A 16,651-nucleotide genomic window follows, 5' to 3' on the forward strand; every position below is an offset into this window, starting at 1 on the left:
CGCTCAGCCGCCGGCGGCCGCCCGCTCGAGCTCGGCGACGTCGAGCCTGCCCATCGTGAGCATGGCCTCCATCGTGCGCCGGGCCCGGTCGGGGTCGGGGTCGTCGAGCAGCTCGTTGAGCCGCGTCGGGACGACCTGCCACGAGAGGCCGAAGCGGTCCTTGATCCAGCCGCACGGTCCGGGCTCACCGCCGTCGGCGCCCAGCGCCTCCCACAGCCGGTCGACATCGGCCTGGTCCTCGCACTCGTAGACCAGCGAGACGGCCTCGCTGAAGCTGAACTCGGGGCCGCCGTTGAGCGCCTGGACCCGCTGCCCGGCGATCGTGAGGTCGACCACCAGCACCTGGCCGGCCGGGCCGGCAGGGGTGTCGGCGGGCGAGCGCCACACCTTGTCGACACGGCTGTCGGGGAAGATCCCCACGTAGTGCTCGGCCGCCTGCTCGGCCACGCCGTCGAACCACAGGCACGGGTACATCCTCGTGTTGGTCATGTGGAGATGGACCGGCGCGACGCGGGCGAATCATCGCCCGCGCCGCCGGGGCGGTGCGCCAGCAACCAGGTGTCGGCGACGGAAGGTTGCTGGGTCACCGCCGACCCCGGCGCGCGCACGCCACTGCGACCAGGGAGGCGCGGCACCTCCATCGCTGTCGTCAGGGCATCGCAGTCGATCCGGCGCCTCGTCGCGAGAGCTCCCGACGCCCGGTCACACGCTCATCCGCGTAGCTCGGACTGCAGACTGAGCGCGAATTCGGGCCATCGCCGGCGTGGACTGGGGCGATCGAACTCCTTCCATGCCCACACAGTGGTTCCTCCACTGAGGAGGAGCGAGAGCACCATCGGGACCAGCAGCGCCCGGATCTCCAGCGCCATGGCCAGCGCGATGGAACCGAGGGCGCAGGCCATGCACACCATCGTGAACGTCGCGGGGAGAGACGTGAATCCCAGCCTCGCTCGCCACAGCGCCTCTCGACGGCTCCTGAAGTCGTCGACGCCCGCCTTCCCGAACCCGCGGAGGAACCACTGGTGCTGCCACCACGACAGACCCGCGGCACCGAAGCAGGCGATGGAACCGATGACCGAGAAGAAGAACTCCGAGGGATAGGACTCGACCATCACCACCGGTCAGAGCTCGCTCTGGACCCCCGCCAGCAGCTGGCGCGCCATCACGATCCGCTGCACCTGGTTGGTGCCCTCGTAGATCTGGGTGATCTTGGCGTCGCGCATCATCCGCTCGACCGGGTAGTCGCGCGTGAAGCCGTAGCCGCCGAGCACCTGCACGGCGTTGACGGTGACTTCCATGGCCACGTCGGAGGCGAAGCACTTGGCCGCGGCACCGAAGAAGGTCAGGTCGCTGTCGCCGCGCTCGGAGCGGCCGGCGGCGGCGTACGTCATCTGGCGCGCGGCCTCCACCTTCATGCCCATGTCGGCGAGCATGAACTGCAGGCCCTGGAAGTCGGCGATGTTCTTGCCGAACTGCTGGCGCTCCTGGGCGTACTCCAGCGCGTAGTCGAGCGCGCCCTGCGCGACGCCGACGGCCTGCGCGGCGATGGTGACGCGGGTGTGGTCGAGGGTCTTCATCGCGGTCTCGAAGCCGGTGCCCTCCTCGCCGATCATCCGGTCGGCGGGGATGCGCACGTTGTCGAGGTAGACCTCGCGGGTCGGCGAGCCCTTGATCCCGAGCTTCTTCTCGGGGGCACCGAAGGAGACGCCCTCGTCGGACTTCTCGACCACGAAGGCCGAGATGCCCTTGGAGCGCTTCTCGGGGTCGGTGACGGCGATGACGGTGTAGTACTCCGACTCGCCGGCGTTGGTGATCCAGCGCTTGGTGCCGTTGAGCACCCAGTGGTCGCCGTCGCGCACCGCGCGGGTCTTCATCGACAGCGCGTCCGAGCCGGCCTCGGGCTCGGAGAGGCAGTAGGAGAACCCGCCCTCGCCGCGTGCGAGCGCGCCGAGGTACGTCGCCTTCAGCTCCTGCGAGCCCGCGATCTGCACCGGCAGCGAGCCGAGCTTGTTGACGGCCGGGATCAGCGAGGACGACACGCAGGCGCGGGCGATCTCCTCGATGACCAGCACGGTGGCCAGCGCGTCGGCGCCGGCCCCACCGAACTCCTCCGGCACGTGCGGGGCGTGGAAGTCCGCGGCCTGCAGCGCGGCGGCCGCCTCGTGCGGGAAGCGGGCCTCCTCGTCGACGGCGGCGGCGTACGGCGCCACCTTGGCCTCGACCAGGTCGCGCACGGCGCCACGGATCGCGCGGTGCTCCTCGGGCAGGGCGTAGAGGTCGGTCGTCTCGCTCACGGGGGCACTCACTTCTTGTCGTAGGTGTAGAAGCCGCGGCCGGACTTGCGGCCCAGGAGGCCGGCGTCGACCATCCGGGCCAGCAGCGGCGGCGGGGCGTAGAGGGGCTCCTTGAACTCCTCGTACAGCGACTCGGCCACGGCCTTGGTCGTGTCGAGGCCGATCAGGTCGGCGAGGGCCAGCGGGCCCTGCGGGTGGGCGGCGCCGAGCACCAGGCCCTGGTCGATGTCCTCGGCCGAGGCGAAGCCCGACTCCATCATCCGGATGCCGGAGAGGATGAAGGGCACCAGCAGCGCGTTGACGACGAAGCCGGCGCGGTCCTGGCAGAGGATCGAGCGCTTGCCGAGCAGGTCCTCGACGAAGGAGCGCGCGGTCGTGGTGGTCTCCTCCGAGGTCAGCAGGCTCGGCACCAGCTCGACGAGCTTGAGCACCGGGACCGGGTTGAAGAAGTGGATGCCGAGCACCTGCTGGGGCCGCGAGGTCACGACGCCGAGCTTCATGATCGGGATCGAGGACGTGTTGCTCGCGAGGATCGCGTCGGGCGCGGTGACGATCTCGTCGAGGCGCTTGAAGAGGTCGACCTTGACGGCCTCGTCCTCGACGATCGCCTCGACCACCAGCCCGCGGTCCGCGAGCGCCTCGAGCTCGGTCTCGACCCGGATGCGGGCCAGGACCTCGTCGGCGGAGTCGAGCTTGCCGCGCGACTCCGCGCGCCGCAGCGACCCCTCCAGGCGGGCCCGGCCGGCCTCGGCCGCGGCCTGGCTCGACTCGACCACGACCACGTCGAGCCCGGCCCTCGCGGAGACCTCCGCGATGCCGGCCCCCATCAGGCCACAGCCGACCACTCCGACGTTCTCGACACTCGTCACGCGCGCTCCATCCGTTGGTTCGGTACTCAGTACCGTACTCTCGGCATCGAGTCTCACCAACCTTGGGAGGTCCCGTGCCCGAATCGAGCACGCAGTCGAGCCGGCCCGGCGCGGGCGAGGTCCGCGACCGGCTGCGAGCCGCCGCCTTCGCCCTCTTCGAGGAGCGCGGGTACGACGCCACGACGGTCGGCGACATCGCCGAGGCCGCAGGGGTCGGGCGCACCACGTTCTTCCGGGCGTTCGGCTCCAAGGAGGACGTGATCTTCCCCGAGCACGCCGCCCTGATCGAGCGGGTGCGGGGCCGGCTGGAGACCGCGACCGCGCCGGGCGCGGCCACCCTGATCGGGATCGCCGAGGCGACCCGGCTGGTGCTGGAGCACTACCTGCAGGAGGGCGACGTGGCCCGGGCCCGCTACCGGCTGACCCGCACCGTGGCCACGCTGCGCGACCGCGAGCTGGCCAGCACCCTGCAGTACCACCGGGTCTACCGCGACGCGCTGCGCTCGTGGACCGGCGAGGAGGCCGGCAGCGACCTGCGCGCCGAGCTGGTCGCGGCCGCGGTGGTGACCGCTCACAACCACGTGCTGCGCCGCTGGCTGCGCGGCACGGTCGACGACGCCGGCGCCGTCGAGGAGCTGGGCGCGGCCCTGGAGCAGGCGCTGGACCACCCCTCACCCGGCGCCGGGCCGTCGCTCGACCACGCAGGGACGTCGGTGGTGGTGCTGCGCACCCCGCGCGACGTCGACGAGGTGCTGCCGGCGCTGCGCCGGGCGCTCGCCGAGCCGCCGCGCTGAGCGCACCCCGATTCCGGCCCCACGAGCCGCCCTGGATGGGACCATCGGAGCACCATGAGCACCGAGGACCAGGACGCGCAGCCGGGCGACGACCTCGTCGACCGGTGGCTCGCGCACCGCGAGCGCACCGCCGAGGACCCCGCGACCCGTCCCCGCACGTACGGCATCGCGCGCACCCAGCCGCTCGAGCGGCCGACCGCCCGGCCAGCCGCCCCTGCTCCCCCGCCTGCTGCCATCCCTGATCCCGTCCCTGCCCCCGCTCCTGCCGCGCCCGTCGAGGAGGCGACCCCGGTCGCCCGTGCGGCCGCCTCGGAGGTGGGCCTCGACCTCGACGGCTTCGAGCCGGTGCTCACCGCCTCCGCGCGCCGCGCGCTCGAGCAGCCCGAGCAGCGCCGGGGGTGGCGCGCCCGCACCCGGCCCGGTCGCGGGCCGGCCCCAGCCGACGCCGATCCCGCTCTCGATCCCGCCGAGGAGGTCGCGCCGGAGCCGGAGGTGGACACCGAGGAGGCGGTCGGCGCACCACCGGAGCCGGAGCCCGCGCCAGAGCCCACGCCTGCGCCCGAGCCCACGCCTGCGCCGGAGCCCGCGCCGGTGCGCGAGCCCGAGCCCGAGCCCGAGCCGGCGCCGGAGCCCGCGCCGGTGCGCGAGCCGGAGCCCGAGGCCGCGCCGACCCCGGCTCGCCCGACTGCCCGGCGCCACCCCGCCCGTCTCGCCCACCTCGGAGCGGCAGCGTCGTCGCTGCGCTCCCAGCTCGACCGGGCCGTCTCCGGCGGACCGCAGGCCCAGCCCGCCCCGGCGCGCGCGCAGGCACCGGCCACCCCGGCCCCACCAGCACGCCCGGCACGCACCGCACAGCCCGCGCCCGCGCCCCTGCCCGCTCCCGCGGCCACGCCGCTGCCCACCGAGCTGCACTCACCCGGCGGAGTACGAGCGGCGACCGGCCTGCTGCTCCTGCTGGGCCTGGCGGCGACGGGGGTGGCCGGCTACATCGCCTACGGCGACCCGACCGAGACCGCCCTGGGCGTCACGGGTGTCCTGGCCCTGCTCAGCGCCGTGATCTGGGCGGTGCGCGCGAGCGCCAGCCCGACGCACATGACGTTCCAGCAGGGCCACCTGGAGATCCGCAGCGCCGCCGGGCGGCACCTCTTCGACCTGGGCAACCCGCACACGGCCATCGAGGTGCGCGGCCGCCCCGGGTCGCGAGGCTGGAAGGTGCTCTTCCACCGCCGCTCCATGGCCCCGTTCGTGGTCGACCCCTCGATGGTCGACCCGGTCGCCTTCACCGAGGTCCTGCTCCACCACCGCCCCGACCTCGCGCCGCCGGACGACGCCCGACCGCGTCGGTGAAACGTGTTCTAGTCTGACCTCGTGGTCGGATACACGAAGGACGACGTCTCAACCGAGGAGCGCGAGCGCCAGCGCGCTCTCTACGGACCGTTCACCGACGCCCTGCGCGGACTCGTCGACGCGGGCATCCGCACCGAGGTCGACGACGACGAGGTCCGTGCGGTCCAGGCGGAGGTCGAGGCGCTCACCGCCCGCCTGCGGGCCCGCCAGATCGACGGGGCCTACGGGGTGCGCATGGGCGCGGGAGGACAGGGCCGGGCCTGGGGCAACGCCGTGGTGGGGCTGCGCAACGCGGTCGCGCCCCCGCTCGTGGTCGAGCAGGAGGGCGACAGCGGCCGGGTGTGGTCGGACTTCCACCTCGGCGCCGCCTACGAGGGGCCGCCCACGCTGGTGCACGGCGGCGTCGCCGCGCTCATCCTCGACCAGGTGCTGGGCCAGGCCGCGGGAGCCGGACGGCGGCCCGGGATGACCGGCACGCTGACGCTCGTCTACCGCCAGGGCACCCCGCTCGGCCCGTTGCGCGCCGAGGCGTGGATCGAGCGGAGCGAGGGGATCAAGACCTGGGCGCGCGGGCACATCCTGGGCCCCGAGGGCGTCACGGTCGAGGCCGAGGGCGTCTTCATCCTGCCGCGGTGGGCCCGCCGTGCCCTGGCCGAGCAGGACGCCTCGGACCAGCAGACCCCGCGCTACTTCGAGTGACCGCGCCTGCTCGACCGACGAAGGGGGTCAGGCGCGGTCGCCGACCTTGGTGCCGCGCTCGCCGGCGTCGGTGAGGCGGGCCTCCTCGGCGGCCTGGGCCTCCAGCTCCTCGCGCCGCTGGGAGTCGGCGCTGCGGCGCAGGTCGTCATACTCCCCCGGCTCGGAGACCAGGTCGCTGGCCCCGCGTTGCAGCCGCGCGAGCGCGCTGCGCCCGAAGATCTGCTGCTCGGTGGCGGTGCGCTCGGAGCGCCCACGACCCAGGAAGGAGACGAACCAGTGCAGCACCGCCGTGACGCGGTTCTTGAAGCCGGTGATGTAGAAGAGGTGCACCGCCAGCCACATCAGCCAGGCGATGAAGCCGGTCAGGCGCAGCTTGCCGACCATCGCCACCGCGCGGAAGCGGCTGATGGTCGCCATCGAACCCTTGTCGAAGTACTTGAAGGGCTTCTGCGCGGGCTTGCCCTTGAGCCGTCCGTCGATCTCCTTGGCGGCGTACTTGGCGCCCTGGATGGCCACCTGGGCCACGCCGGGCAGGTTGTCGAGGGCGATCATGTCGCCGACGACGAACACCTCGGGGTGCCCGGGCAGGGTCAGGTCGGGGTTGACGCTGATGCGTCCGGCCCGGTCGAGGGGCGCCCCGGTCTGCTCGGAGAGGGTCTTGCCCAGCGGGCTGCCCTGCACGCCGGCGGCCCAGATCTTGGTGATGGCCTCGACCCGGACGGTGCGCCCGTCCTTGTAGGACATCTCGAGGCCGCGCTCGTCGACGTCGGTGACCATGGCGCCGAGCATCACCTCGACACCGAGGTCCTCGAGCTCCTTCTTGGTCTTCTCGCCCAGCTTGGCGCCGAAGGGCGGAAGCACCTGGGGCGCCGCGTCGACGAGCAGCACGCGGGCCTGGCGGGTGTTGATGTGGCGGAAGTCGCGGCGCAGGGTGCGGTGCGCGAGCTCGGCGATCTGCCCGGCCATCTCGACGCCGGTGGGTCCGGCGCCGACGACGACGAAGGTGAGCAGGTGGTCGACCTCCTCGCCGCGGCGGGCGGCCAGCTCGGCCATCTCGAAGGCGCCGAAGATGCGGCCGCGCAGCTCGAGGGCGTCGTCGATGCTCTTCATGCCGGGAGCGAACTCGGCGAAGTGGTCGTTGCCGAAGTAGGACTGGCCCGCGCCGGCAGCGACGATCAGCGAGTCGTACTCGGCGACGGTCTCGCGCCCCAGCACGTGGAAGCTGACGCGGCGCTCCTCCAGGTCGATGTCGGTGACCTCGCCGAGCAGCACGGTCGCGTTGTCCTGGCCGCTGAGCACCTCGCGGGTCGGGGGCGCGATCTCGCCCTCGGAGAGGATGCCGGTCGCCACCTGGTAGAGCAGCGGCTGGAAGAGGTGGTGGGTCGTCTTGGCGATCATCGTCACCTCGACGTCGGAGCGCCGCAGGTGCTTGGTGCCGAAGAGACCGCCGAAGCCGGAGCCGATGACCACCACCCGGTGGCGTCGGGCGGCCTCGGGCGTGGCGTCCTGGGTCGCGGTCATGGGTGCTCACCTCTCGTGTCCGGGGCCGGCGCCCCGGGTGGTCGTACGTCGTGGTCGGCGGATCGGTGCCGGCACGGGTGCCTCGGGCACCCATTGTCGCCGATGCCCCGGCCACCACTGTCTCAACCTCGGGGCGGGCGCCCACCATCCGTATGGTCCGTCACACCGTCACGACGGGTGAAAATTCGACGACCCACGGTTTGCCCCCGAGCCCGGCGGGGTATGCGGGCACCAGTGCAGTTGATGCCGCCCGTCCTGATGTCCACCGTGGGAGTTCGCCAGTGCCGCTGAACCGGCCCGCCCTCTTGCTGGGCGCAGGACCTCGCAGCGTCCAGGACGCGAGGCGCTGGGTCGTCGACACCTGCCGCGACATCGACCGGCCCGAGCTCGCCGAGTGCGCCGAGCTGGGCGTCTCCGAGCTGGTGACCAACGCGCTCCTGCACGGTGAGGGCCCGATCCGGGTGCGCGTGCGCGGCACCCGGGAGCACCCCCGGGTCGAGGTGCGCGACGCCTCGCGCGAGCGGCCGGTGCTGCCCACCCCCGCCGAGCCCGGCGACGAGGACGACCTGCTGCTGACCTTCGGGCGGGGCCTGAGCATCGTGGCCCGCTCCTCCGACGCCTGGGGCGCCGAGATCGAGGCCGACGGCAAGGTGGTCTGGTTCGCCCCCGCTGCGCAGTTCGCCACCGACGACGGCGTGCAGGGCGTCATCACCGGCCTCGACGAGGTGCCCGGAGCCGCGCCCGCCGACCCCGTCACCGTGCACGTCCCCGGCGTCCCCGTCGAGCTCTACCAGGCCTTCGAGCGGCACTTCAGCGAGCTGCGGCGCGAGGTGCGGCTGCTGGCCCTGGCCCACGAGTCCGACTACCCGATCGCCAAGGACCTCTCCGACCTCTTCGGCGACATCGACCGCGAGCTGCGCCAGGCCGTGGGCACCGAGGAGATCGCGGTGGCCGAGCAGCGGGGCGAGAGCACCACCGACGTCGAGGTCGTGGTGTCCCGCTCGAGCGCCGACACCACGCAGAAGTTCGTCGAGCTGCTCGACATGGCCGACCAGTTCTGCCGCGAGCAGCGCCTGCTCTCCCTGGCCCGCTCCGAGGAGCAGCGGCGCTTCCAGCAGTGGTACCTCGGCGAGTTCGTCCGCCAGGCCCGGGGCGACGAGCCCACCCGCTGGGTCGGCGCGGACCGGCACAGCGGCGTCTGCTGAGACGGCACCACCGGCCGGACGGCCCCGCGACCGGCCACTAGGGTCGGCGCGTGAGCCCGCACCCCCCGCCCGGCCCGGCCTCGGGTGCCCCGGCGCTCGCCGCCGTGGCCCTCGGCGGTGCGGTCGGCGCAGTGCTGCGCTGGTCGGTCGGGGCGAGCGTGCCAGGCGGCGACTGGCTCGTGGCGGCGACGCTGGTCGTCAACGTCACCGGGTCGTTCGCCCTCGCCGCCCTGCCGGTCCTGCCCGCCGTACGCCGCCGGCCGCTGCTGCTGGTGGGCCTCGGCCCCGGTCTGCTCGGCGGGTTCACCACGCTGTCCGCCGCCTCGGAGCAGACCCGCTCGCTGCTCGACGAGGGGCGGGTGGTGAGCGCCGCCGCGCTGGTCGCGCTGACGCTGGCGGCGTCGCTGGGGGCCGTGGCGCTGGCGCGACGGCGCTGGCCGCCGGTCCGGGTCGAGCCGGGGCCCGCGCGGTGACGCCGCTGCTGGTGGCCCTGGGCGGCGCCGGGGGCGCGGCGCTGCGGTGGTGGCTGGGGGCGCGCCTGGACTCCGCGAGGTTCCCGCGGGGCACCCTGCTGGCCAACCTGGCCGGGTCGCTGCTGCTCGGGGTGCTGGTGGGCCTGGCGCTGCGCGGGCACGCCCTGGCCCTGCTGGGCACCGGCTTCTGCGGCGCGCTGACCACCTACTCGTCGTTCGCGGTGCAGGCCCACGACCGCGGGCGCCGCGCGGCGACGTACGTCGTGGTGACGCTGGGGGGCTCGCTGGCCCTGTGCACGCTCGGCTTCGTCGTCGGCGCCCAGGTGTGAGGGCGGCGGCTGCGGGGCCTCAGGCGTAGCCGAGGTCGTGCAGCCGGGCGTCGTCGATGCCGAAGTGGTGCGCGACCTCGTGGACGACGGTGACCCGCACCTCGTGGGCCAGCTGCTCGGGGGTGTCGCAGAAGTCGAGCAGCGGACCGCGGAAGAGGAAGATGCGGTCGGGCAGCCCGGCGGGCCCCCACGAGTCGCGGTGGGTCAGCGCGACCCCGTCGTAGAGGCCGAGCAGGTCGTCGGGCTCCTCGGGCGGCGGCTCCTCCTCGACGAGCACCACCAGGTTGCGCACCAGCGTGGCGAGCTCCTCGGGGATCTCGTCGAGCGCCGTCTCGACCAGGGCGTCGAAGCGCGCGGGGTCGGTGACGAGCGGGTCGAGCGGATCCAGGGGCACGACCCCATCGTGCCCGAGATGCAGAAGAGCTCCGAACCGTGACGGTCCGGAGCTCCCCGCTTCGTGCTGGCGACCCCGACGGGACTCGAACCCGCGGCCTCCGCCGTGACAGGGCGGCGCGCTAACCAACTGCGCTACGGGGCCATCGCTAGTGCCGGTCAAACCTCACCGGCGAAGCGTCGGAACTCTAACCCACGACCGGCGCCGCACCCAATTCGAGGTCCCGACCCGTCACGCCCGGGCCGTGGCGCGCGCCGCTCGGCGCCGCAGCACCCACCTCACCAGGCCTGCCGCACCGACCGCGGAGACCAGGAGCAGCAACCCCGCCGGACCGGCCAGGGCCCCCAGGGCGCGGACGGCACCTCCCGCGGTGACCCACACCATCGCCCACACCAGCGACCCGGAGACCGAGGCCGCAGCGAACCAGGCGTAGCGCATGCCGGCGACCCCGGCCACGGCGGGCATGACGGTGCGCACCAGCGGCAGCAACCTGCTCACGAAGACCGCGGGGGCGCCTCGCCGCTGCACCAGCCGGGTCGCGGTGGCCCACCGGTCCACGCCCACGCGCCGTACGAGCCGGGACCCCGCCAGACGCGGCCCGAAGCGGCGTCCCAGCAGGTAGCCGACGTGGTCCCCAGCGGTGGCGCCGAGGGCGAGGACCAGCACGGCGGCGCCCTGGCTCGCGCGGTCCAGACCCGCCACCACGGCGGTGATGGCCACCTCGCCCGGGAAGAAGGCGCCCACCCCCAGTGCGGACTCGGCGAAGGCGAGCAGCCCTGCCAGCAGCACCGACCACCCGTCGGCCGAGCTCACGCGCCCGGTCCCGGCGCCGGCAGGACCCGGCCCTCGGGCAGCGAGGTCCACCCTCGCTGACCCCGACGCGCCTGCGCGGCAGCCCGCACCAGCTCGTCGAGGCGGGGCCCCTCGACGGGCCAGATCTGGAACCGCTGCAGCATCTGGACCGCGCTCTCGGGGGCCCTCACGTCGTGCCGGACGACGACGGCGAGGTCGATGCCGCGCACGCGCAGCATCCGGCCCTCGAGGCAGAGCAGGACCGCGAGGTCCATCGAGATCTCCGTGAGCCCGGTCAGGTCCACCCCCACCACCTCGATCCACCCGGGGAGCCGCTGGTGCGCGCGGCGCAGCTGGCCCAGCAGGCTCTTCGGCGTCACCGCCGCGCCCAGGTGGGCGGCGAGGTCGAGCCACGCCGCACGGTCGGCCCGGTGGACGTAGGTCGGCACCGTCGGGTGCCGCAGCGCACGCCAGCGACGCCCTTCCGTCCGGACCTGGGTGCCGACGTTCATGCGTGCACGTCCTGGGCCGCCACCCGGACCGACGGGCTCGCGCCCAGTCGTGCGAGGGCCGAGACGCCCGGCCCTGGCAGCAGCCAGGCGGCGGCCCCGAGGAGCAGCGCAGCGACGAGACCGTCGAGCCACCAGTGGTTGGCGGTCACCACCACGACGAGGACGGTCACAGCCGCATGGAGCACCGCCACGGCGGCCAACGGTCGTGGCCCGGTCCGCACGAGGACCAACGCGATCAGCAGGGCCCACCCGATGTGCAGGCTGGGCATCGCCGCGTACTGGTTGGCGACCGCGGCGCTGGCACCGTCGTAGGCGGAGGGCCCCCAGACCGCCATCGTGTCGACGAATCCCCACTCCGGGAACATGCGCGGCGGCGCCAGCGGGAAGGCCACGTGGAGCACCAGCCCCAGGAAGGTCAGGGTCGCGAGCAGGTTGCGCGCCCAGGCGTACTCGGCCCGGGGCCGGGCCAGGAAGCCCCAGACCAGGAAGACGACCATCACCGGGAAGTGCAGTCCGACGTAGTAGTGGTTGGCGGCGACCAGCAGGTCCGGGACCCCGAGCAGCGCCCCCTGCAGCTGCGCCTCGGAGGGCAGCCCGAGCACACCCTCCACCCTGCGGACGAGGTCGGCGTTGCTCCGGGCCGTGTGCTCCTGGCCCTCGAGGGAGACACGACCGAGGTTGTAGAGGACGAACAGGACGCCCACGACGGCGGCCTCGACAGCGAGTCGAGCCAGGAGGCCCAGGCGACGTCTGGCCGTGGTCGGGTGGTGGGACATCCGGTTCCTCCTGGGGTCCGGGCGAGGACGGGCGGGCAGGCGCGAGGCCCGGCCGCACGGGAACCGTGCGGCCGGGCTCGGCACTCAGCCGACAGGCTGCGGCACCTGGTCGCCGTCGGAGGTCGGGTCCTCGGCGCCCGCGGCGGGCTCGGCCGGGTGGTCCCGCTCGAGCTTGGCGCCCTCGATGTCGACGTCCGGCAGGATGCGGTCGAGCCACGACGGCAGGTACCAGGCCTTGTCGCCCAGCAGCGCCATCACGGCCGGGACCATGGTCATCCGCACCACGAAGGCGTCGATGAGCACACCGAAGGCCAGCGCGAAGCCGATCGACTTGATGGTCGCGTCGTCACCGAGGATGAAGCCGGCGAAGACGGAGGCCATGATCAGCGCGGCCGCCGTGACCACCCGGGCGCCGTGGCGGAAGCCGCCGACGATCGACTCGCGCGGCGAGGCCCCGTGCACGTAGTCCTCGCGCATCCGGCTGACGAGGAACACCTCGTAGTCCATCGCGAGACCGAAGAGCAGGCCCACGAGGAGGATGGGCAGGAAGCTGATGATCGGCCCGGTCGACTCCACGCCGATCAGCTCGGCGAGCCAGCCCCACTGGAAGACCGCCACCAGCGCGCCGAAGGTGGCCGCCAGGCTGAGCAGGAACCCGGCGGTGGCCTTGAGCGGCACCAGGATGGAGCGGAAGGCGACGGTGAGCAGCACCAGCGAGAGGCCGACGACCACGATCAGGAAGAGCGGCAGGGCGCCGGTCAGCTTGTCGGAGATGTCGATGCCCAGCGCGGTGTTGCCGGTCACGTAGATCTCGCCGCCCGTCGCCTCGGCGACCTCGGGCTGCAGGTCGCGGATCGACCCGACCAGGTCCTTGGTCGCACTGTCGGCCGGGCCGCTCTCGGGGAACACGGTGATGATCGCGGTGTCACCGGCCGGGTTGAGCGTCGCGGGCGCGACACCGGCCACGTCGTCGAGCCCGCTCAGGGCCTCGACGGTGGTGTCGGCCGCCTCCTGCACACCACCGGTCCCGGCGCCGTCGACCACGACGGTCAGCGGCCCGTTGAAGCCCGGGCCGAACCCGTCGGCGAGGAGGTCGTAGGCCTGGCGCTGGGTGGTCTCGGAGCTCAGGTTGCCCTCGTCGGGCAGGCCCAGCTCGAGGTCGAGCGCCGGCACGGCGAGGATGCCGGTGCCGATCACGGCGGCGAGCAGGAACGCGGCAGGACGCTTGGTGACGAGCTTGGCCCAGCGGGTGCCGGTCGACTCGTTGGAGGCCAGGCGCGCCTGGCGGCCCTTGAGCCCCGGGACGGGGTACTTGTTGAACGACCGACCGGCGAAGCCGAGCAGCGCGGGCACCAGGGTGAGCGCGACCAGGACGGCGACACCGACCATGCCGGCAGCCACGAGACCCATCGTGGTCAGGAACGGGATGCCGACGACCGTGAGACCGGCGAGCGCGATCATCACCGTGGCACCGGCGAAGACCACCGCGCTGCCGGCGGTGCCGACGGACATGCCGGCGGACTCGTGCGGGTCCATGCCCTCGGCCAGGTGCTGCTTGTGGCGGATGGAGATGAACAGCGCGTAGTCGATGCCGACCGCCAGCCCGACCATCAGGCCCAGGGTGGGCGCGGTGCTCGTCAGGTCGACCACGGCCGAGAGGGCCAGGGTGCCGGCCATGCCGACGCCGACGCCGATGAGCGCGGTGAGCAGGGGCAGCCCGGCCGCCACCAGCGAGCCGAAGGTCACCGCGAGCACGAGCATCGCGACGAGCACGCCGATTGCCTCGGCTGCGGACTGGTGGGCCTCGGCCTGGGTGGCCTCGCCACCCACCTCGACCTGGAGCCCGGCGGCCTCGGCTGCCTCACCACTGTCGAGCAGACCCTCCCGGGCCTCCTCGGTGATGGCGTCGACGGCGACCGCGTAGGAGACGGTCGCGTAGGCGACCGTGCCGTCCGGCGAGACCGACTGGCTCTCGAACGGGTCCGACACCGCCGCGACCTGGGCGGCCTGGCCGACGGCAGCGAGCGACTCCTCGATGGCGGTCCGGTTCTGGGGGTCGCTCACCTGCTCGCCGTCCGGGGCCGCGAAGACGACCCGGGCGGTCGCTCCACCCGCGGCGCCCTGCGGGAAGCGGTCCTGCAGCAGCTCGGTGGCGGTCACGGACTCCACGCCGGGGATGGTCAGCTGGGCGTCGGCGTTCTTGCTGAACGCGCCGGCCAGTCCGCCGGCGGCGACCAGCACGAGCAGCCAGGCCGCGAGCACCAGCCTGCGGCGCTCGAACGCGAAGCGTCCGATGCGGTAGAGGAGTGAAGCCATGGGAGTCGTCTCCTGACGAGGATGAGGTGGACTCGATCTGACCGATCGACAAGTAGAGAGTGACACCGTCACTTGCCGATCGTCAAGTTATCGACTTGTCGCTCGTACAGATTTTGCTGTCCGGTCAGCCAGTCCCGCCCTTGTCGATCGACAAGTGGTTTCGCTTGTGTGTCACCTCTGTGGACGGCTAACCTCGCCCCATGCCGTCCCCAGCGATCTCCTCCCACCAGCCCGGTACACCGGCTGGACCGAGCCAGCGGTTCGTCGACGCGGCCCTGGACCTGTTCCTCGAGCACGGGTACAACGGCACCTCGCTCGCGATGATCGGCGACCGGTTGGGGGTCAGCAAGGCCGCGGTGACCTACCACTTCCGGTCCAAGGAGGAGCTCCTGGCCGCCGTGGTGGGGCCCGCGTTCACGGACCTCGCCCAGCTCCTGGACGAGGTGGAGGCGGTGCGGCGCGAGAGTGCGCGGCGACGCGAGGCGTTGCACGCCTACATCGACTACCTGATCCGTCAGCGTCAGGTCGCGGCGTGGCTGAGCCGCGACGTGGCCGCGATGACGCACCCGGTGGTCGTGGAGCCGGCCATGGCTCTCAGCGGCCGCATCGACGCACTGCTGGTCGCGGACCGCGACGAGCCCCTCGGCCGGATCTGGGGCGCCGCCATCACGCAGGCCCTGACCGGCCCCATCCTCAGCGAGATCCCGGTCAGCGACGACGAGCTGCGACTGCAGCTGGAGGGCATCGGCGAGACCCTCCTCCGTGGCTACCAGACCGCACGCCGCCGGGCCGCGGAGCCGACGGACTGACTGACGAGGACGCTGTTCCCCGCGGTCAGGGAGCGTCGCCCTCGCGAGCGAGCACCTCGGCGTGCAGGCGCTCCATGTGCTCATCGAGCCGGCCGGCCATCTCGGCGGCGTCGAGCAGGTCTCCTGCGAGCCGGGGCGGGACGGCGCGGTGGTAGCGGTAGTGGATCTTGTGCTCGAGGCTCGCCCAGAAGTCCATGGCGACCGTGCGGATCTGCACCTCGACGAGCACGAGCTCGACGCGGTCGGACAGGTGGACCGGGATGCGGACCACCAGGTTCAGGCTCCGGTAGCCGTTGGACTTCGGTTCGGCGATGTAGTCGCGCGCCCGGACCAGCTCGACGTCCGGCTGCCCGGTCACCATCTCCATGACGGTGTAGGCGTCGGAGATGAAGCTGCACACGATCCGGATGCCGGCGATGTCGAAGATGCCGTCCCGCACCGCCTCGAGGGTGGGTGGGCAGTCGATGCGCAGCGCCTTCTCGCGGATGTTCTCCAGCGACTTCAGTCGTGAGCTCACGTGCTCGATCGGGCAGTACCGGTCGGCCAGCGTGAGCTCCTCGCGGAGGATGTTGATCTTCGTCATCATCTCGTCGAGGCCGAACTTGTAGGCCATCAGGAAGCGGGTGAGCTCCGGCGTGACCGGGCCTCGGAACGGGTCGTCGGCAGGCAGCGCCCTCAGCCCCTCAGGTCGCGGCGGGCAAAGCCACGCTGACCGCCGACGAGGACGAGCGACGCCAGCGCGACGAGCACGAGGAGGTGGACCGGCTCTGCCCCGTTGGCGAGCGGGTCGCTGGAGTTGTAGTAGTACCAAGGACTCGTCCTGGCTCCCTCGGTCAACGAGTCGGAGAGCGGCAGGAAGCTGGCGAGCGCGAAGGAGAGACCACCCAGGCCGGCAGCGACCGCCGTGGTCAGCCGGGCACTTCCGCTCCAGGCACTCACCGCGAGGGCGACCGCCCCGAACAGCAGCCCCAGCGCTGCGACGTGCAGGCTGGCGCCCACGATGCCGGCCACGTCCAGCCCCATGTCGCCGACGAGGTCACCGAGCAGCAGCCCGACGCCGACCGCGACCGAGGCCAGCACGACGTGGACAGCGGTGGCTGCGACCTTCGCCCAGAGGAAGGCCGACCGAGGGACGGGTGCCGCCAGCAGCACGCCCAGGGTCTTCGACTCCTCCTCCCCGGCGACCGACTTCGCTGCGGAGATCACCGCCACCGCGATGACCGCGGCGGGCGCCACCATCGACAGCATCTCGGCGTTGGCCCACCCGCTGGGGGTGGACATGTCGGCGCCCGCCAGGACGGTGACGAAGGCGTCGGGCAGCGAGTCCTGGATGTCGGCGAAGGTGTCCTTCAGGGAGGGCCACAGCGCGCCGACCAGCAGTCCCATGCCCAGCATCGCCGCCGAGACGGTGCCGAGCAGGGCCAGCTTGTCCCGGACCGCGTAGGAGGCGATGACGATGCCGGGGTTGCCGGCGGCACCGGCGCGCGTGGCGGGGGTGGGGGCGGTACGGGTGGTGCTCAT

Annotated in this window: 19 protein-coding genes and 1 tRNA gene; 7 read left to right on the forward strand and 13 right to left on the reverse strand. The window is 73.0% G+C overall.

Annotated elements, in window-relative coordinates:
• Positions 1–3: 3 nt before the first annotated feature.
• The 4 genes from H0S66_RS05435 to H0S66_RS05450 all read right to left on the reverse strand — a co-directional run bounded on the left by H0S66_RS05435 (position 4) and on the right by H0S66_RS05450 (position 3,121).
• Positions 4–489 carry a VOC family protein gene (locus tag H0S66_RS05435; RefSeq protein ID WP_179614486.1) on the reverse strand — a complete coding sequence of 162 codons (486 nt, stop codon included), beginning with the start codon at positions 487–489 and terminating at the stop codon, positions 4–6.
• A 221-nt stretch (positions 490–710) separates the two neighbouring features.
• Entirely contained in the window at positions 711–1,118 is a 408-nt protein-coding gene (locus H0S66_RS05440) for a hypothetical protein (protein ID WP_179614487.1), read from the reverse strand.
• Between the two features lie 3 nt (positions 1,119–1,121).
• On the reverse strand, positions 1,122–2,294 hold the full coding sequence (locus tag H0S66_RS05445; RefSeq protein ID WP_179614488.1) for an acyl-CoA dehydrogenase family protein: 1,173 nt from the start codon (positions 2,292–2,294) through the stop codon (positions 1,122–1,124).
• A gap of 8 nt (positions 2,295–2,302) precedes the next feature.
• On the reverse strand, positions 2,303–3,121 hold the full coding sequence (locus H0S66_RS05450; RefSeq protein WP_218876585.1) for a 3-hydroxybutyryl-CoA dehydrogenase: 819 nt from the start codon (positions 3,119–3,121) through the stop codon (positions 2,303–2,305).
• Between the two features lie 116 nt (positions 3,122–3,237).
• Here H0S66_RS05450 and H0S66_RS05455 point away from each other — a divergent pair, with 116 nt between their 5' ends.
• The 3 genes from H0S66_RS05455 to H0S66_RS05465 are packed head-to-tail and all read left to right on the forward strand — an operon-like array spanning position 3,238 to position 6,003.
• On the forward strand, positions 3,238–3,957 hold the full coding sequence (locus H0S66_RS05455; RefSeq protein WP_179614490.1) for a TetR/AcrR family transcriptional regulator: 720 nt from the start codon (positions 3,238–3,240) through the stop codon (positions 3,955–3,957).
• 54 nt (positions 3,958–4,011) lie between these two features.
• Positions 4,012–5,304, forward strand: a complete 1,293-nt coding sequence (locus H0S66_RS05460) for a hypothetical protein (RefSeq protein ID WP_179614491.1) — start codon at positions 4,012–4,014, stop codon at positions 5,302–5,304.
• A 21-nt stretch (positions 5,305–5,325) separates the two neighbouring features.
• Positions 5,326–6,003 carry a PaaI family thioesterase gene (locus H0S66_RS05465; RefSeq protein WP_179614492.1) on the forward strand — a complete coding sequence of 226 codons (678 nt, stop codon included), beginning with the start codon at positions 5,326–5,328 and terminating at the stop codon, positions 6,001–6,003.
• A gap of 27 nt (positions 6,004–6,030) precedes the next feature.
• Here the strand turns inward: H0S66_RS05465 and H0S66_RS05470 are convergent, their stop codons facing one another.
• Positions 6,031–7,524, reverse strand: a complete 1,494-nt coding sequence (locus tag H0S66_RS05470; protein ID WP_179614493.1) for an NAD(P)/FAD-dependent oxidoreductase — start codon at positions 7,522–7,524, stop codon at positions 6,031–6,033.
• 281 nt (positions 7,525–7,805) lie between these two features.
• Here H0S66_RS05470 and H0S66_RS05475 point away from each other — a divergent pair, with 281 nt between their 5' ends.
• Genes H0S66_RS05475 through H0S66_RS05485 form a run of 3 tightly spaced genes read left to right on the forward strand, consistent with a single transcriptional unit; the run spans position 7,806 to position 9,531 of the window.
• Positions 7,806–8,729 carry an ATP-binding protein gene (locus tag H0S66_RS05475; RefSeq protein ID WP_179614494.1) on the forward strand — a complete coding sequence of 308 codons (924 nt, stop codon included), beginning with the start codon at positions 7,806–7,808 and terminating at the stop codon, positions 8,727–8,729.
• A 50-nt stretch (positions 8,730–8,779) separates the two neighbouring features.
• On the forward strand, positions 8,780–9,202 hold the full coding sequence (locus tag H0S66_RS05480) for a CrcB family protein (RefSeq protein WP_179614495.1): 423 nt from the start codon (positions 8,780–8,782) through the stop codon (positions 9,200–9,202).
• A complete protein-coding gene (locus H0S66_RS05485; RefSeq protein WP_179614496.1) occupies positions 9,199–9,531 on the forward strand; it encodes a fluoride efflux transporter FluC in 333 nt (110 codons plus the stop codon). The genes H0S66_RS05480 and H0S66_RS05485 overlap by 4 nt, the downstream gene beginning before the upstream one ends.
• Before the next feature lie 19 nt (positions 9,532–9,550).
• Here the strand turns inward: H0S66_RS05485 and H0S66_RS05490 are convergent, their stop codons facing one another.
• The 6 genes from H0S66_RS05490 to H0S66_RS05515 all read right to left on the reverse strand — a co-directional run bounded on the left by H0S66_RS05490 (position 9,551) and on the right by H0S66_RS05515 (position 14,321).
• Positions 9,551–9,925 carry a metallopeptidase family protein gene (locus tag H0S66_RS05490; RefSeq protein ID WP_179614497.1) on the reverse strand — a complete coding sequence of 125 codons (375 nt, stop codon included), beginning with the start codon at positions 9,923–9,925 and terminating at the stop codon, positions 9,551–9,553.
• 67 nt (positions 9,926–9,992) lie between these two features.
• A tRNA-Asp gene (locus H0S66_RS05495) sits at positions 9,993–10,069 on the reverse strand.
• A gap of 87 nt (positions 10,070–10,156) precedes the next feature.
• The gene (locus H0S66_RS05500; RefSeq protein WP_179614498.1) at positions 10,157–10,738 is read right to left on the reverse strand and encodes a DedA family protein; all 582 of its coding nucleotides are present in this window, start codon (positions 10,736–10,738) and stop codon (positions 10,157–10,159) included.
• Positions 10,735–11,229: a hypothetical protein gene (locus H0S66_RS05505; RefSeq protein ID WP_179614499.1), complete on the reverse strand. Its 495-nt coding sequence runs from the start codon at positions 11,227–11,229 to the stop codon at positions 10,735–10,737. Before H0S66_RS05505 ends, H0S66_RS05500 begins: the two co-directional genes overlap by 4 nt.
• The gene (locus H0S66_RS05510; RefSeq protein ID WP_179614500.1) at positions 11,226–12,005 is read right to left on the reverse strand and encodes a phosphatase PAP2 family protein; all 780 of its coding nucleotides are present in this window, start codon (positions 12,003–12,005) and stop codon (positions 11,226–11,228) included. Before H0S66_RS05510 ends, H0S66_RS05505 begins: the two co-directional genes overlap by 4 nt.
• 84 nt (positions 12,006–12,089) lie before the next feature.
• Positions 12,090–14,321 carry an MMPL family transporter gene (locus H0S66_RS05515; RefSeq protein WP_179614501.1) on the reverse strand — a complete coding sequence of 744 codons (2,232 nt, stop codon included), beginning with the start codon at positions 14,319–14,321 and terminating at the stop codon, positions 12,090–12,092.
• 200 nt (positions 14,322–14,521) lie between these two features.
• Between H0S66_RS05515 and H0S66_RS05520 the strand changes: the two genes are divergently transcribed.
• Positions 14,522–15,130 (forward strand): TetR/AcrR family transcriptional regulator, encoded by a 609-nt coding sequence (locus H0S66_RS05520; RefSeq protein ID WP_179614502.1) that lies wholly within the window; start codon positions 14,522–14,524, stop codon positions 15,128–15,130.
• 25 nt (positions 15,131–15,155) lie between these two features.
• Here the strand turns inward: H0S66_RS05520 and H0S66_RS05525 are convergent, their stop codons facing one another.
• Positions 15,156–15,743 carry a GTP pyrophosphokinase gene (locus tag H0S66_RS05525; protein WP_179614503.1) on the reverse strand — a complete coding sequence of 196 codons (588 nt, stop codon included), beginning with the start codon at positions 15,741–15,743 and terminating at the stop codon, positions 15,156–15,158.
• Positions 15,744–15,805: 62 nt separating this feature from the next.
• Complete coding sequence (locus H0S66_RS05530; protein ID WP_179614504.1) at positions 15,806–16,651, reverse strand: ABC transporter permease; 846 nt, start codon at positions 16,649–16,651, stop codon at positions 15,806–15,808.

Origin of the sequence: Nocardioides marinisabuli (genome assembly GCF_013466785.1) — a bacterium.
Lineage (GTDB): Bacteria > Actinomycetota > Actinomycetes > Propionibacteriales > Nocardioidaceae > Nocardioides > Nocardioides marinisabuli.